The organism is Flavobacterium seoulense (assembly GCF_000695795.1).
GTDB lineage: Bacteria > Bacteroidota > Bacteroidia > Flavobacteriales > Flavobacteriaceae > Flavobacterium > Flavobacterium seoulense.
On record NZ_JNCA01000006.1, the window covers coordinates 174,843 to 190,455 of the forward strand.

Annotated in this window: 9 protein-coding genes; 7 read left to right on the forward strand and 2 right to left on the reverse strand. The window is 31.2% G+C overall.

Going from position 1 to position 15,613, the window contains the following annotated elements; genetic code table 11:
* The first annotated feature begins 69 nt into the window (after nt 1–69).
* Nucleotides 70–600 (forward strand): DUF4252 domain-containing protein, encoded by a 531-nt coding sequence (locus tag FEM21_RS03775; RefSeq protein WP_316930335.1) that lies wholly within the window; start codon nt 70–72, stop codon nt 598–600.
* 78 nt (nt 601–678) lie between these two features.
* Here the strand turns inward: FEM21_RS03775 and FEM21_RS03780 are convergent, their stop codons facing one another.
* Nucleotides 679–1,179, reverse strand: coding sequence for a tetratricopeptide repeat protein (locus FEM21_RS03780; RefSeq protein WP_035657967.1), 501 nt, complete (start codon nt 1,177–1,179; stop codon nt 679–681).
* Nucleotides 1,180–1,342: 163 nt separating this feature from the next.
* Between FEM21_RS03780 and FEM21_RS03785 the strand changes: the two genes are divergently transcribed.
* Entirely contained in the window at nt 1,343–1,996 is a 654-nt protein-coding gene (locus FEM21_RS03785; protein ID WP_081824629.1) for a DUF3826 domain-containing protein, read from the forward strand.
* 69 nt (nt 1,997–2,065) lie between these two features.
* Here the strand turns inward: FEM21_RS03785 and FEM21_RS03790 are convergent, their stop codons facing one another.
* Nucleotides 2,066–2,788: a hypothetical protein gene (locus FEM21_RS03790; protein ID WP_035657969.1), complete on the reverse strand. Its 723-nt coding sequence runs from the start codon at nt 2,786–2,788 to the stop codon at nt 2,066–2,068.
* Nucleotides 2,789–3,101: 313 nt separating this feature from the next.
* Between FEM21_RS03790 and FEM21_RS03795 the strand changes: the two genes are divergently transcribed.
* The 5 genes from FEM21_RS03795 to FEM21_RS03815 all read left to right on the forward strand — a co-directional run bounded on the left by FEM21_RS03795 (nt 3,102) and on the right by FEM21_RS03815 (nt 15,319).
* A complete protein-coding gene (locus FEM21_RS03795; protein ID WP_035657971.1) occupies nt 3,102–7,289 on the forward strand; it encodes a hybrid sensor histidine kinase/response regulator transcription factor in 4,188 nt (1,395 codons plus the stop codon).
* 478 nt (nt 7,290–7,767) lie between these two features.
* Nucleotides 7,768–10,971, forward strand: a complete 3,204-nt coding sequence (locus FEM21_RS03800) for a SusC/RagA family TonB-linked outer membrane protein (protein WP_035657973.1) — start codon at nt 7,768–7,770, stop codon at nt 10,969–10,971.
* Nucleotides 10,972–10,988: 17 nt separating this feature from the next.
* Nucleotides 10,989–12,767 carry a RagB/SusD family nutrient uptake outer membrane protein gene (locus tag FEM21_RS03805; RefSeq protein WP_035657976.1) on the forward strand — a complete coding sequence of 593 codons (1,779 nt, stop codon included), beginning with the start codon at nt 10,989–10,991 and terminating at the stop codon, nt 12,765–12,767.
* A 28-nt stretch (nt 12,768–12,795) separates the two neighbouring features.
* Nucleotides 12,796–13,965: an IPT/TIG domain-containing protein gene (locus tag FEM21_RS03810; RefSeq protein WP_035657978.1), complete on the forward strand. Its 1,170-nt coding sequence runs from the start codon at nt 12,796–12,798 to the stop codon at nt 13,963–13,965.
* 85 nt (nt 13,966–14,050) lie between these two features.
* Nucleotides 14,051–15,319, forward strand: coding sequence for an alginate lyase family protein (locus tag FEM21_RS03815; protein ID WP_035657980.1), 1,269 nt, complete (start codon nt 14,051–14,053; stop codon nt 15,317–15,319).
* Nucleotides 15,320–15,613 lie beyond the last annotated feature (294 nt).

The window sequence follows — 15,613 nt, forward strand, 5'->3', positions numbered from 1 at the left end:
ATTTATTGAAAATTGGCATAGAAATGGTAAGTATAGTTTATAAACAAGTGTATAATTTAATATAAAGATATGAAAATCAAAAAAGTATTCCTTTCGCTTTTAGTAGCATTGGCATCAAGTTCTTTTTACGGTCAAGCCGTTTTTGATCAATTTGACGGGCAGGAAGAAATTGTTTCGGTAATTGTAAACAAGAAAATGTTCGAATTAATGAGCAAAGTAAAAGTGGATCCTTCTGATAAAGAAACCCAACAATATTTGAAATTAATTCAGAATTTAGAGAATTTAAAAGTTTTTTCGACAACAAATGGTACTGCTGCCAAAAAAATGAAAGACGTAGCCGAAGGCTATATTAAAGCAGCTGATTTAGAAGAGTTGAAAAAAGAAAATACTCAGGGAAAACAAATCACAATCGATGTGAAGCGTACGGGAACGAATCAGTTAAAAGAGTTTTTAATGTTTATTGATGACGATGCAGATGGTATTAAACGATCTGTTCTTATGTCGCTAACAGGAGTTTTTAGTTTGAATGATATTTCTATTCTAACCGATAAAATGCAAATTCCCGGAGGAACTGAATTAAAAAGGTTAACTCAAAAATAAGATTGTTTTTAAAAGATAAAAAAAAAGCTGCTTCATTATTTTTGGAGCAGCTTTTTTAGTTATGAAATTTTCTAAAGATTATTTACAAAAAGTTTTTAAGTTTTTAGCAGCACTTTGGCTACCAAGTTCTACTGCTTTTGTAAAATCAGCACAGGCATTTTTTCTGTCTTTTAAATGAACATACGAAAGTCCTCTTAAATTATAAGAAATAGAATCATCTGCATTATTTTGAATGGCAATATTACAGTCTTTTATAGTGGCATTATAATCTTTAAGCTTATAATAAATATTAGCTCTTGTTGTATAAGCATAGGTATTGTCAGTCTGTATTTCTAATGATTTATTAGCATCGCTAAGGGCTCCGGTTAAATCATTTACTCTCATTTTTTCCATGCTTCGGTTTAAATAAGCTTCTCCAAAAGTAGGTTTTAGATTTATGGCTTTGTCATAATCTAATATAGCAGCTTTACTATTTCCAGCATTTGATTTTTTCATTGCCTGATCAAAATAGTCTTCGGCAGTTTGGCTCCATCCTATGATGGATAAAAAAAGGAACGGAAGTAAGATTAGTTTTTTCATAATGATTTTTTTAATTTTGATTTATAAAATTAAGAATTTGAAAATGCTTCTAATTATATATTTTTCGATTTAATTTATAATATTTTTCGAAAATTACTCAATTAGGCTTTGTTTTTGATAAGAAATGACATTGTATTTTAACCCGATTAAAAAATAGATATTTATGAAAACACAAAAAATGAAAGTAGTATTGCTTACATTATTTATGACTTTTGGTACATTAGTAAACGCACAATCAGCTGATGAAGAAGTCAAAAAAGCCAAAGAATGGATTAGCTCATTAGCTTTGAATGATAAAACAAAAGAAGACCGCTTAGTTAGTGTTGTAGCAACACATCTTACAGCGGTTAAGAATTGGCATAATTCACATCCGGCAGAAACAGTTCCAGCTGGCATTAATCCTTTAGACGGTAAGCCGCTTTCTGATTTGCATAGACAAATTATTGCTGATTCAGCAATGCCTTCTACTGTTCATCAGGATTTAATGAATGGTTTGCGAAAAGATTTGACTGAAGAGCAAGTAGCGCAGGTTTTAGATAAATATACAATTGGAAAAGTTGCTTTTACGATGAAAGGTTATCAGGCAATTGTTCCTAATATGACTGCTGCTGAAACAGCAGAAATTCAGAAATTATTAGAAAAGGCAAGAGAGCAGGCTGTTGATTATAAAAGTATGAAACAGATATCGGCTATTTTTGAAATTTATAAAACTCAAGCCGAACAATATTTGAATAATAATGGTAGAAACTGGCGCCAAATGTATGCCGATTACACCAAAAAAATAAAAGCTGAAAAAGAAGCTAAACAAAAAAAGTAAAAATTTAAAAAGGTCTTTAATTCCTGTAATTAAAGACCTTTTTTTATGGGGCAAAATAGGTGAAAAGGATTATTTAACTGTTAATTGGTAAGTAGCCATTTTCCAAATTTCATCGTATTTTTTTCCGTTTTGTTCTCCGCTTGATTTTTCTGTTTGAGAAAATTCAACCATGTAATTTCCTGACCAAATTGGTGTAAATGAAAACTCTCCATTTTCATTTGTCCATAATTCTTTTTCCCAGCCGTTTGGAGCAATTACTTTCACTTTTTGACCTTTAGCAATTGCAGCATTATAAGAAGCTATAGCTGTAACTTTATTGTTTTTTGATAAAGAAGAAGCATTTTCGGCAAAAACACTAATTTTATTTGAGTTAGCAGTAGCAACATTTCCAGCTAATTTGTTTCCTACAACAATATTAGCGCTAGAGTTGTAATCTAATTTCATAGTACCATAAACATCTTTTACGGTATGTTGCATCACTACAGTATAAACGCCATCTTCTTCAGGTGTGAAAAAAGCCTGGTATTTATTTTCTAAAGCAGTAGATTTTAATTTAATTTCTTTTTTAGATGGGCTAATTACTACTAAGGTAAAATCCTTTAAATCTGAAAACCATTTGTCAGCTTTTGTAATATCGTTATCTGAAAATTCGCCAAAATAAACTGAAATTTCCTGAGGTTTTCCTTTAGTTCCTGTAGCTTTAGTTTCAATCCATAGCGCATGTGCAAAAGATTGACTTGTAACTAACAATAAAAACGCAGCTGTTATTGTTTTGAAAAAGTTTGATTTCATAAATTAAAAATTTAATTAGATTATTATTTAATGAGCGCAAATATACTTTTTAAAACGATTTCAACCAACTTATTTAGATTAAATATAAATAAAAAATCAAAATTTAGAATCTAACTATACTTAGCAGAACAATTGATGAGATTAGCGATTACAAATAATTAGTTTATAATAAATGTTCTTTAATTTTTGTATTCTTATATTATTAACATAATTTAAATATAGTGTAGAAAATTATTTAGGATTAAGTTTTAATTTATAAATTTGGGCACTTCTCCAACTATTCTTTTAAACCAACCTTAATAATTCTAGATTAATGAAAAAATTAACCATTATTTGGATGTTACTATTTTTTGCCACTCATCTAAGTTTTGCACAATATTCTAATTTAAAATTCGAAAATTTTGATACTAATAAAGGTCTTTCCAGTAGTACCAGTGTTGAGATATTTCAGGATAGTGAAGGTTTTTTGTGGTTTGGTACTATTGATGGGCTGGATAAATATAATGGCTACGAATTTGAAATTTATCGTCCTGTTATAAATGATATTCATTCTATTAGTAACAATCGAATCAATGCAATTACTGAAGATAGTAAGGGATATCTATGGGTTGGAACAAGTAATGGATTAAATCTTTTTGATAAGAATTCACAAAAGTTTTATCGAATTAATCTTTATAAAAATAAAACACAAGGAGTAAATCTAAGGGAAGAGATAAATAATCTTTTATTTGATAAAAAGAATAATTTGTTATGGATAGGAACAAAAAATGGATTATTAAAACTGGAATTAGCCTCTATTGATTCTTTTAATTTTAGCAATCTTAAATTTACCCGTTATACAACCATTCCTAAAGATGTAAAATCTATAGATAATAATAATGTTACTAATCTTATTCAGGACAAACAAGGAACAATCTGGATAGGAACCGGAGGAAATCATTTACATCAATACAATCCTAAGACGAATAATTTTAGTAGAATTAAAATTGCTTTTGAAGCCAATCAATATTTAGATCATTTGCCTAAACAAATTCTCTTAGATCGAGAAGGAAATTTCTGGATAGGAAATGATTTATCACATCTTTACTTGTTTAATGTTTACAAAAAAACGCTTAAAAAGATTGCTCCTGTTAGCCAAACGATTCCTGTTTTTCATTTGTATCAGGATAGAAAAGGAACTGTTTGGGCAGCAACTGATGGTAGCGGAATTTATTTATTAGATAAAAATAAAGGATTAGTGCAACATTTGGTACAAAATCAAGACGATCCGTTTTCTTTACCTAATAATCAGCCTTCAAAAATTTTAGAAGATAAAAACGGAATTTACTGGATTGCGAGTTATAATAAAGGGATAAATAAACTAGCATTATCTAAATCTTCTTTTGGACACCACTTTTATAAGTCTAATAATGAGAAAAGTTTAAGTACTAAAATTGCTCAGTCAGTAATTGAAGATAGTCGAAGAAGAATATGGATAGGAACTGATGGAGGTGGTTTAAATATTTTTGATGATAAAAATGGGTCTTTTAAACATTTTAAGACAATTCCAGGTAATCCTACATCACTAAGTTCTAATAAGATTTTGTACTTATTAGAAGGAGATAATAATGATTTATGGGTTTGTACCTGGGATAAGGGATTGAATAAATTCAATACTAATTCAGGTCAGGCAAAAAGATATGAAAATGACCCAAAAGATCCTTTTTCAATTGGGCAAAATACGGTTTGGTGCGCTGCAAAAGATAGTCAAAAGCGATTATGGTTAGGAACATCGACTTCGGGTTTGAATTTGTTTGACATTGAAACTGAGAAATTTTATCAGTTTAAAAATAAAGTTAATGATCCCAAAAGCATCATCAGTAATTTTGTTTTTTCTCTTTTTACAGATTCTAAAAATCGACTTTGGATAGGAACTTCACTCGGGCTATGTTATGTGAAATTGAATGATTTAAAGAAAAGAATTCCTGAAAAAATCAATTTCGAAGAAATAAAAATTAAAAATATTCAGGGAAACCGTATCAATCATATTACCGAGGATTATAAAGGAAATATTTGGGTAGGAAGCGATATGGGATTGTATCAATTAGGTACTAATTTAAAACTAAAAAATGCCTATTCTTCTAAAAACGGACTTCCTAATAATTTGGTAGTTGGCTTACAGGAAGACAACAATAAGAATATTTGGATTAGTTCTAAAAGTGGTTTGTCATTACTAAATCCGAAAACACAGAATATCAAAAACTTTAATGTTCATGATGGATTGCAGGGAGTAGAATTTCAAAGTAAATCCATAGCAAAAACATTTGATGGAAGAATAATAGTAGGAGGAATTAACGGATTCAATATTTTTTATCCTAATGATATTTCGTTGAATTCAGATAAAGTAGTACCTATTATAACTGATTTAAAAATCTTTAATAAACGTGTAAATGCAGGCGATACTATCAATGGTCGTGTACTTTTTGATAAAGCTTTGTCGCATATTAAAGAGATTAAATTAAAGTATAATGAAGGTTATATCTCTTTTGGTTTTGTGGCTTTAAATTATCAAAATCCAGAGCGTGTAAAATACGCTTATAAAATGAGCGGTCTGGATAATGATTATGTTAATGTTGATAATAACAGAGTTGCTAATTATGCTAATCTTGCTCCGGGACTTTATGTTTTTGAAGTAATGGCTTCAATAGATGGGCAATGGAAAAATGCCGATAAAACGAGTATTCTCGTTAGAGTTCTTCCGCCTTTTTGGAAAACATGGTGGGCTTATACTTTGTATGTAATTCTTTTTGGAGCTTTAATTTGGTTTGGATTAGATTATTATACCAATAAGATTAACGAAGAGAAAGAACATGAATTAGACCAAATGAAATTGCGATTTTTTATTAATGTGTCTCACGAATTCAGAACACCTTTAACATTAATTTTAAATCCTGTTGAGAAAATTCTATCCCATTTTAATGATGCCGAAGAAGTAAAAAAATCGGCAGCTATTATCCAAAAAAGTAGTAAACGATTGCTTTATCTGGTAGATCAGCTTTTGGATTTAAGAAAAATGGATTTAGGTAAATCACATTTAGAAATTACTAATTTAGATATTGTTAAGCTTTGTAAAGATACTTTCTTCCTGTTTGAAGATTTGGCTAAAACAAAAAAAATCAGATTTGTATTCGATTCCCGATTGAAGGAATATTACGGAAAATTCGATCCGGATAAAATTGAAAAAATGTTGGCTAATTTATTGTCTAATGCTATAAAATTTACCGATAATGAAGGGGTTGTCAGGCTTTCTTTATCAGAAGTTACAGTGGATAGAAAGCGTTATAAATGGTTGTTTTTTAGTCCGATTATTACCGAGAAAATGATTCAGATTAAAATTACCGATACAGGTATTGGTTTTAAAAAGAAACAGTTAAAAGAGGTTTTTCAACGTTTTTTTCATGCTGATTCTTCAAAAACAGGAACAGGTATTGGATTGAATTATACTAAAAGTCTTGTCGAATTACACAAAGGACAAATTTCGGTTGAAAGTAAATATAAAGAAGGAACTACTTTTAATATTGTTATTCCAGCCGATTTGAAAGTGGATGTCAATAAACAAAAAAATACTAAAACACTTAATTTACAAGGAAAAGAAATGAATGCGATACAATCGGCTGAATATGAAATAGCCATCGCCGATGAAAACGCTAATCCGCTTACAGTTAGTGTTGAAAATGAAAAAATAAATAAACCGGTAGTACTTTTAATCGAAGATAATAAAGTGCTTCGCAATCATCTTAAAACGGAATTAAGTGATTTGTATCAGGTAAAAGAAGCTCCAAATGGAGTAGAAGGATTGGAAAAAATTAGAAAATATTTTCCAGATATTATTATTAGTGATGTGATGATGCCGAAGATGGATGGTTTCGAATTGTGTCGTCAGGTTAAAACTGATTTTGAAATTAGTCATATTCCAGTTTTATTGTTAACCGCAAGAAATTTAGATGAAGATGTAACTAAGGGATATCAAACAGGTGCTGATGGTTATATTGCAAAACCATTTAATATATCGGTTTTAAGAGCTAGAGTGAATAATTTATTAGAAGCAAGAAAACGTTCCAGAGAACGCTTTGCAGCTATTGGAGGAATTGTATCTTCATCAGATATTACAATTAATTCATTAGATGAACAATTTTTAGATAAGGCAACAAAAGTTGTTCTCGATAATGTAAGCAACATCGATTTTACATTAGATGATTTGATAGGGAATATGGGAATGGGCCGATCTCAATTTTACAGAAAAATAAGTTCGCTAACAGGTCAAAATCCGAGTAATTTTATTCGAACTATTCGATTAAAACATGCCTCAGAATTGTTATTGACCAATAATTTTTCGATAAAAGAAGTAGCTCATAATTGTGGCTTTAATTCTACGGCCTATTTTGCAAAAACTTTTAAGGAAGTTTTTAAGGTTACACCTTCTCAATATATTTTAGATCAAAAAGAAAAATCAGAAGAATAAAAAAAAATCGATTATAGAAAAGTCTAAAAAAAAGCTCAGTTTTTTAATTAAAATTGGGCTTTTTTCATGTCTTAAAATTGAGTCTTTTATTAAAAAAGAATTAGATTGTAGACTATTAAAATAAACTTAATAAAAACCTAAAAGAGAATTATTGTTTTTTATGTTTTTGCTGATTTTTAGTGGTTTAGTCAGCGTGTTTGTTAAGGTTTTTAGGGCTTTATATTAAAATGGACTATAAGTTATAGTCTTTGAACGATGTGTTATAGTGACGATATTCATTAATATTTAATATTGTATCAGTATTATTTCATGATATAATAATTAAACCAATTTAAAATTATGAGTATTGAATTTATTAACCTAATAAACCATCAAATGTGAAATTAAAAAACACAAAAAATCATTACTAATCTATATTAATTATAGAGTAAACAGAAACTAAAAAATAAACCAAAATAACTAACAAAAACAATTCATTATGAGAATAAATGTTTTGATGAAAACAGATTTATTGAATAGGTTAAAACCGGCTATGGTTTTGTCTTTTTTAATATGCTTTTCTTCCCAATCGTTTGCCTTAAATAAAGAGGTACTAAACATTTTGGAAAATAATACATTAAATGAAGCAACGCAACAAATCACAATAAAAGGTAAGGTAACATCGGCAGATGATAAAATGGGACTTCCGGGAGTTAACGTAATTATTAAAGGAAGTACCCAAGGAACGATGACAGATATTGATGGTAATTTTTCAATTAATGTACCATCTAATAATTCCGTTTTAGTATTTACTTATCTGGGATTTCAAAATCAGGAAATTTCGGTAAATGGAAAAACGGTTTTGAATGTTGTAATGACTTCAGATTCTAAAGCTTTAGAAGAAGTAGTGGTTGTAGCTTATGGAACACAAAAGAAAATGACTTCAACTGGTTCTATCGAAACAGTAACAGCCAAAACATTTCAAGACAGAGCTGTTACAAATCCTGCATTAGCTTTACAAGGAGAAACTCCGGGTTTAGTTGTAACTCGTAACTCATCCAGACCAGGTAGAGAGGGAATCAATTTACAGGTTAGAGGGGCGACTTCAATTAATGGTGGTTCACCGCTAATTGTTATTGATGGAAATCCGGCAATAAATAATGAAGCTTTTTATAACATGAATCCTGATGATATTCAATCAGTAACAGTGTTAAAAGATGCATCTGCAGCTATTTATGGTTCCCGTGCTTCCAATGGAGTTATTATGGTGACTACCAAGAAAGGAAAATCTGGGAAAATGAAAGTAGAGCTTGCTACAACTACAAGAATCAATACTTTAGGAATTAGACCTCAGACTCCAACGATGCAACAATATGCAACAGTATGGTTAGAAGCAGCAGAACAAGATGGTACGCAAGCAAATTACTGGGGATGGCAGTCGAAAGAAAATTTAGAATTAATGAAAACGGGTTATGCTGGAATATATTCAACACAATTTTGGGGTGATGTATATCTATCTAACTCTCCAAGATATGACGAGATGTTTGGAAACTCAGTTTCAACATTTCATAACGGAAGTATTTCAGGTGGTTCAGAGAAAACAAATTACAGGGTTTCTTATGGATATTCGGAAGATGTAGGTGCGCTCCAAACTGCTTATGATGGAAAAAAACAATATAATGTACGTTTGAATTATGATTATACGGTTAACAATTGGCTTAAGTTAGCAACAAATATGTCTTATTTAAAGTATGATCTTTCTTCTCCTTCGTCTGGTTTAGATGGTTCTGTATCTCAAGACCCGCCATTTTTTCCATCAAGAAATCCTTATGGTCAATGGTATGCTAACTTTAATATAGCGGGAAATCGTAATCACGTTGCCGCTACAGTTGATGGAGGTAGAGATAAGACTACCAGAGATCAAATTATGATGAATTTAGAGGCTACTTTTAAATTATATGAAGGTTTAACTTTTCAAACTAAGGTAGCTTATAATAAGGACTTTTTTAAAAATCTTAATTACATTATAACAGTTCCTCAATATAGCTGGTATGGAGATTTAGCTCCTGAATCGGTAAACTCAATTTCTTCAATAAGACAGGAAGAAAAACAAATTACATATCAAAATTATGGAGGATTTTTAAATTATGAAAAAGAATTAGGGGATCATAATTTTTCAGCTCTTTTAGGTATGACTGCTGAAAAAACAGAAGATACAAGATTGTACGGTTATAGATTAGGTTTTGTAGATAATGGCGTATATGATATTAATATGGGGTCTATTGAAAATAAAGTGGAAGCAACAGGAGGCAGAGGTCATAAAGGATTGTATTCTTATTTAGCACGTTTTAACTATTCTTTTAAAAATAGATATCTACTTGAAGTTAGTGGAAGACGAGATGGTTCATCTCAGTTTGGACCTGGAAATAAATGGAATAATTTCGGTGGCGCTCAGGCAGGATGGGTACTCAGTGAAGAGAGTTTTATGAAAAAAATTAAGCCATTAAGTCATTTGAAATTGAGATATACTTATGGTGAAATGGGATCTCAATCGGGTATTAAAAACTATGATTATATTTCAAGTATTACTAATGGTAGCGCTGTTTTTGGAACTACAGCCGCATTGCAGCAAGCTAGTTATGTATCTGCAATAACAACAAATAAAAATTCATGGGAACGAGTAGTAATGAAGACTTATGGTGCCGATTTTAGTTTCTTTGACAGAAAATTATTTGGTACTTATGATTTTTTTACCAAAAAGAATGTAGGGATGATAACAGACATTGTATACCCGGATATCTTAGGAGGTACAGCTCCAAAAACCAACTCAGGAGAACTTGAAACTAAAGGATGGGAAGTTTCTTTAGGTTATAGAGATCAAATAGGTAAATTGAGATATAGTATTTCGGCTAATATTGGAGATACCAGAAACATTTTACTTACAAAAGAAAATGCTGAAGCGATTAATCCAGGAGTAGCTAATGGGACTACTATTCCTCATGTTATAGGTCATCCTTTGAATTCTATTTTCTTATATCAAACAGCTGGACTTTTTCAAACACAAGAAGAAGTAGATGCTTATTATGCAGCTACTAATAATAATGGTTCACTTCCGGCAGGATTAAATGTTTTACGTCCGGGAGATACTAAAAGAGTAGATTTAAACAATGACGGAATAATAGATGCTAAAGATGTCAAATTTATGGGAGATACCGCAGCACATTACGTTTATGGTATTAATTTGAGTGCTACATACGGTAAGTTTGATCTTTCAACATTTTTTCAAGGTGTTTTAGAGCAAAATGTACTTAGAACAGGTTTCTTGTCTTATCCATTCAATACCTTATATGGTAGTCAAACAACCGCTTATATTGGAAAAACATGGACACCTACAAATATTGATGCTGCTTATCCAAGGATGACATCTAATGTTACAAGAGCAGCCTGGAACTGGCAAAATAACGATTTTGCTCTACAAAACAATCAATATATCAGATTGAAATCGCTAATAGTAGGTTATACTTTAAATGATTTGAAAATTGGCAATTTCGGTTTAGATAAGTTTAGAGTTTATTTTTCAGGGAATGATTTGTTTGAATTTTCTAAAGTTAAAGATGGATACGATCCTGAATTTGGAGATAGTTCAAATAATATCTATCCATTTACCAGAACTTTTTCTTTAGGATTAAATGTTTCCTTTTAATTATTAAAAAGACTAATATGAAAAATATAGTAACAACATTAATACTGTCTTCAGTATTATTATTCTCAAGCTGCCAGAGTGATTATTTAGATTTAGATCCTCTTGATGCACAAACTGAGGCTTCTTATTTCAAAACAACAGCAAACTTTAAAGCTGCATCTAATGATTTTTATAATAAAATGGTTAGCTGGAGAGCAGTTGATAATAGTAACATATACAGTTTCATGGATTTTGGAACTGATTTAACTTCTTTTAGTCAGGAAGAAGGAAGAGGAAATACAGTTGCAGGCGTATCTGATATTTATTGGAGAAATCCATATAAATATATTAGAGCTAATAATATATTATTAACTGCAGCAGCACAATATCAAGGAGATAAAGCTGCTATTGCACAGTATGTAGCAGCAGCAAAATTCTTTAGAGCCTGGCATCATTTCTTTTTATTAAAAAGATATGGCGGAGTACCTATTGTAACAACTGTTATAGATATTAACGATGAGGTATTGTATGGTAAACGTAATAGCCGTTATGAAGTGATGAATCAGATTTTAACTGATTTAAACGAAGCAATTCCTGATTTACCATTAGAACAAAACATTGCCGCTGCAGATAAAGGTCATGTTAGCAAATGGGCTGCCGAAGCTTTTAAAGCCAGAGTATTGCTGTATGAAGCAACTTGGGAAAAATATGTAGGTACTACTACTGATGGTGATGGTGTAACGAACGGAGCAGGGAGTGCAGGAAGTGCATCAAACACCGCTGCTTACTTACAGGAAGTAATTACATTGACTAAAGATGTGATGAGTAATGGTGGTTATCAATTATGGAATTACAATTCACAGCTAAATAATCTTAGTATGTACTATTTATTTAATCTGGAAGATGGAGGTTCTAATCCTGCTGGGTTGGATAAATCAACTAATAAAGAGTTTATACTTTATAATAAATATGATTTTGGTTTATTACAAGCGGGTACCAATTTAAGTCATACTGTAGGTTCAAGATTAGCACCTTCCAGAAAATTCATGGACATGTTTCTTTGTTCAGACGGTTTACCGGTTAATAAATCACCTTTATTTCAAGGTTATGTAAAAGTTGGTGACGAATATAGAAACCGTGATTATAGACTAACGTCTTATTTTGTTGATTTGGCTACAGATGCAATTCCTGTTTCAGGTGCTATAAAGCTATTTGGACCAGGTGGAGATAGTGGTTCTGGATATGCAAATAGAAAATTTAGAGCCTATAAATATGGTACTTACAGGGCAGCCAATACAGAATCTGCAGATTATCCTCAAATTAGATTGGCTGAAGTTTATTTAATGTATGCTGAAGCATTATATGAATTAAATGGTAGCATTACTGATGCTCAATTAAATGAATCTATAAATTTAATTAGAGTAAGAGCGGGACTTCCGGCTTTGACTAATGCTTTTGTAACCGTTAATAATTTGAATATGTTAGACGAAATCAGGAGAGAAAGAGCAGTTGAATTGTTTGGTGAAAATACCCGTTATGATGATTTAAAAAGATGGGGTATTGCAGAACAAGCATTAAATGAACCTATTTTAGGATCAGTTATTCAAGGGACTGATTACCAAGGCAACGCTGCTATTTATAAACCTGCATCTTATCCTTACGGAGAACTTTCAGTTGCTACAGGAAAAGGAAATTTAAATGCTTTATTGTTAGATCCGGCAGCAAATAGAAATTTCCAACGCAAACATTATTTATTTCCTGTGTCAACAACACAAATGCAATTAAATACTAAGTTGTTACAAAATCCAGGTTATTAATTTAGGAACTCTTTAAAATTATACTAATATGAATCATATTATAAAAAATAAAATTAAAGCTGTAATAGTATTATTTAATATAATACTGATAGCTTCATGTAGTGATCAGGAAAAAGACTTTTCTGGAGAACCTTTGGTTACTTATCCGGCTGTAACTGTTACTTCTGTCTCGCCTTCTGTTGGAACTTCTGGAAATATTATTACTTTGACAGGAACAAATTTTGGTGAGTATCCTCAAGCAGCAAAAATCTATTTCAATAATGTTCTTGTAGATGAAATTATAAGTTACACAGACACTTCAGTTACTGTTAGAGTACCTCAAAATGCAGGAACAGGACCAGTAAGAGTAAAAGTGTGGACTAACACAGTAACAACTGCTGATTTCGAATATTTAACAGGTGCTACTATTACTTCTGTTGCACCCACTTCTGGAAATGTAGGTGATCAAATAGTGATTACTGGACTCGGTTTTGGTACTGATGCTTCAAAAGTTAGTGTTAAATTCACAGATGGATTGCTTAAAGATGCTTTTACAGGTACAGTTACTTCTGTTTCTAATACACAAATAGGAGTATTAATTCCTAAAGGAGCGGTTACTGGAAAAATAAGAGTTTGGATAGGAAATCAAATTATTACTGGACCAGAACTTATAGTTATAGCACCACCGAAAGGGAAATACGTTTTTGAATTTGATGATCCAACGGATTTACAATGGTTGCCAGCCCAAAATGCCACATCGAAAATTGAAGATGGAAAATTAAAAGTGAAATTTGATCCTGTTCAATTAGGAACTACTGCTAGTAAACGTCGTGCCGATTTATATAATATTATAAGTGGTGTTTTTCCTTCACCAGGAGGAGCAGCAAAAAACAAATGGGTTCAATCTCCTGCTTATCCTATTCTTGCTATGAAAATTACTTTTACAGGAACTGGAGCAGCAAAACCAGGAGTTGGAAATATTAGTTTAGATCCAGCTGTTGCTGGAGGAATTAATGCTGGTAACAATAAATATAAATCAGATTATATTGCAAATAATGTAATTTATTATGATTTATCAGCTGATTATTTAGTAGATACTGATTTGACAACAAGACAGTTCAAAATAGCTGATGTAGTGGGTTCCGAAACAGGATATGAAGTAGACTGGATACGTACATTTAAAAATACAGCCGAACTTAAAGCTTTCCTTGGCTTATAATTATGAGTAATTTATAGACCAGGAATAGGTTTATATTCTTGGTCTATTTATCAGTAAAATCAAAATACTACTAAAAAAGAAAAAAATGATACATACAAAAATAGCAATCGCAATAATTAGTTCTTTGTCATTTATTGCCTGCACTTACGACTATGGGCTACCGGAAAAAAAGGTGGAAGAATCAACGGTGATTGAAGATATTACTGTGCCTTCGAATAAAGTATTTGCTCATCCGGGATTATTACATTCAAAAGCTGATTTTGATAGAATGAAAACCAAAGTAGCTAACAACGAAGATCCATGGATTTCAGGATATAATAAGATGATTGCTAACAGTCACGCATCGTCTACTTATGTGATGAAAGGTCCTGTTGTAACATTAATTAGAGGAGGTGGATCAAGAGAAGAGCCGCTACCTGATAATTATTCAACAGCTTTTAATGATGCTCATGCAGCTTATCTAACAGCAATTCGTTGGAAAATTACTGGAGATGTGGCTTATGCAAATAAATCTATTCAAATTTTGAATGCCTGGGCAGCAACTTGTACTTCTATTAGTGGTGATTCTAATAAGGCATTAGGAGCAGGAATTTATGGATATCAGTTTGCTAATGCAGCCGAAATTATGCGTGATTATTCAGGGTGGAATGCTAATGATTTAGCCAAATTTAAAAAATGGATGTTGGATGTATTTTATCCGGTAAACAAAGCTTTTTTAGATACTCATTGGAACGCTTGTAGTACACATTATTGGGCTAACTGGGATTTATGTAATTTGGCTTCTGTAATGTCAATAGCCGTATTGAATGATGATGTAGGAAAATATTCTTACGCTATTAATTATTTGATGAAAGGAGTAGGAAATGGTCAATTGATAAAAGCAATCAATTATATTCATGCTAAAACTGCTAATGACGATATTGATTTAGGTCAAATTCAGGAAAGTGGTCGTGATCAGGGACATACTTTAATGGTAGTAGGTTTACTTGGTTCTATCGCTCAAATGGGACAGACCCAAGGTTTAGATATTTATGGTTATAATGACAACATGATATTAAAAGGAGCTGAATATGTTGCTAAATACAATGCCGCTCGATTAAGTGTGCCATTTAAAAGTTATACTAATTGTGCTAATGTAACTCATACAGTTATCGCTGATGACGCTGCCAGAGGAGCTCTTAGACCTGTTTGGGAAAGAATTTACAACCATTACACAGTTGGAAAAGGAATTAATGCCCGCTATATAAAAATGGCAAAAGGAGCTGTTTATCCAGAAGGAGGAAGTGGTGAATATGATCCTAATAGTGGAGGATATGATGATTTAGGATTTGGAACTTTATTGTATTCTAAATAATACAGTTTTTATCTTATAAAAACGTTGGATACAATTCATTTATAGCAATTGTATCCAGCGTTTTTTACTTATCTATTCTTATTTGTAAGCTTTTAAAGCATTTTGAATTATAATTTATAGAGTATGACTTATAATTTATCTTTTACTAAAAGGATTTTGGGTAATATTGAATGAACTTAAAAAAGTGTTTTTATAAGTTAAATTAAAAAGGTTTCCAAAAAATATAGAACAGTTTTTAGAAATGATTTATCTAATACATATTCTGGTTAGTTTGTGGTTGACTTGATTACGTAA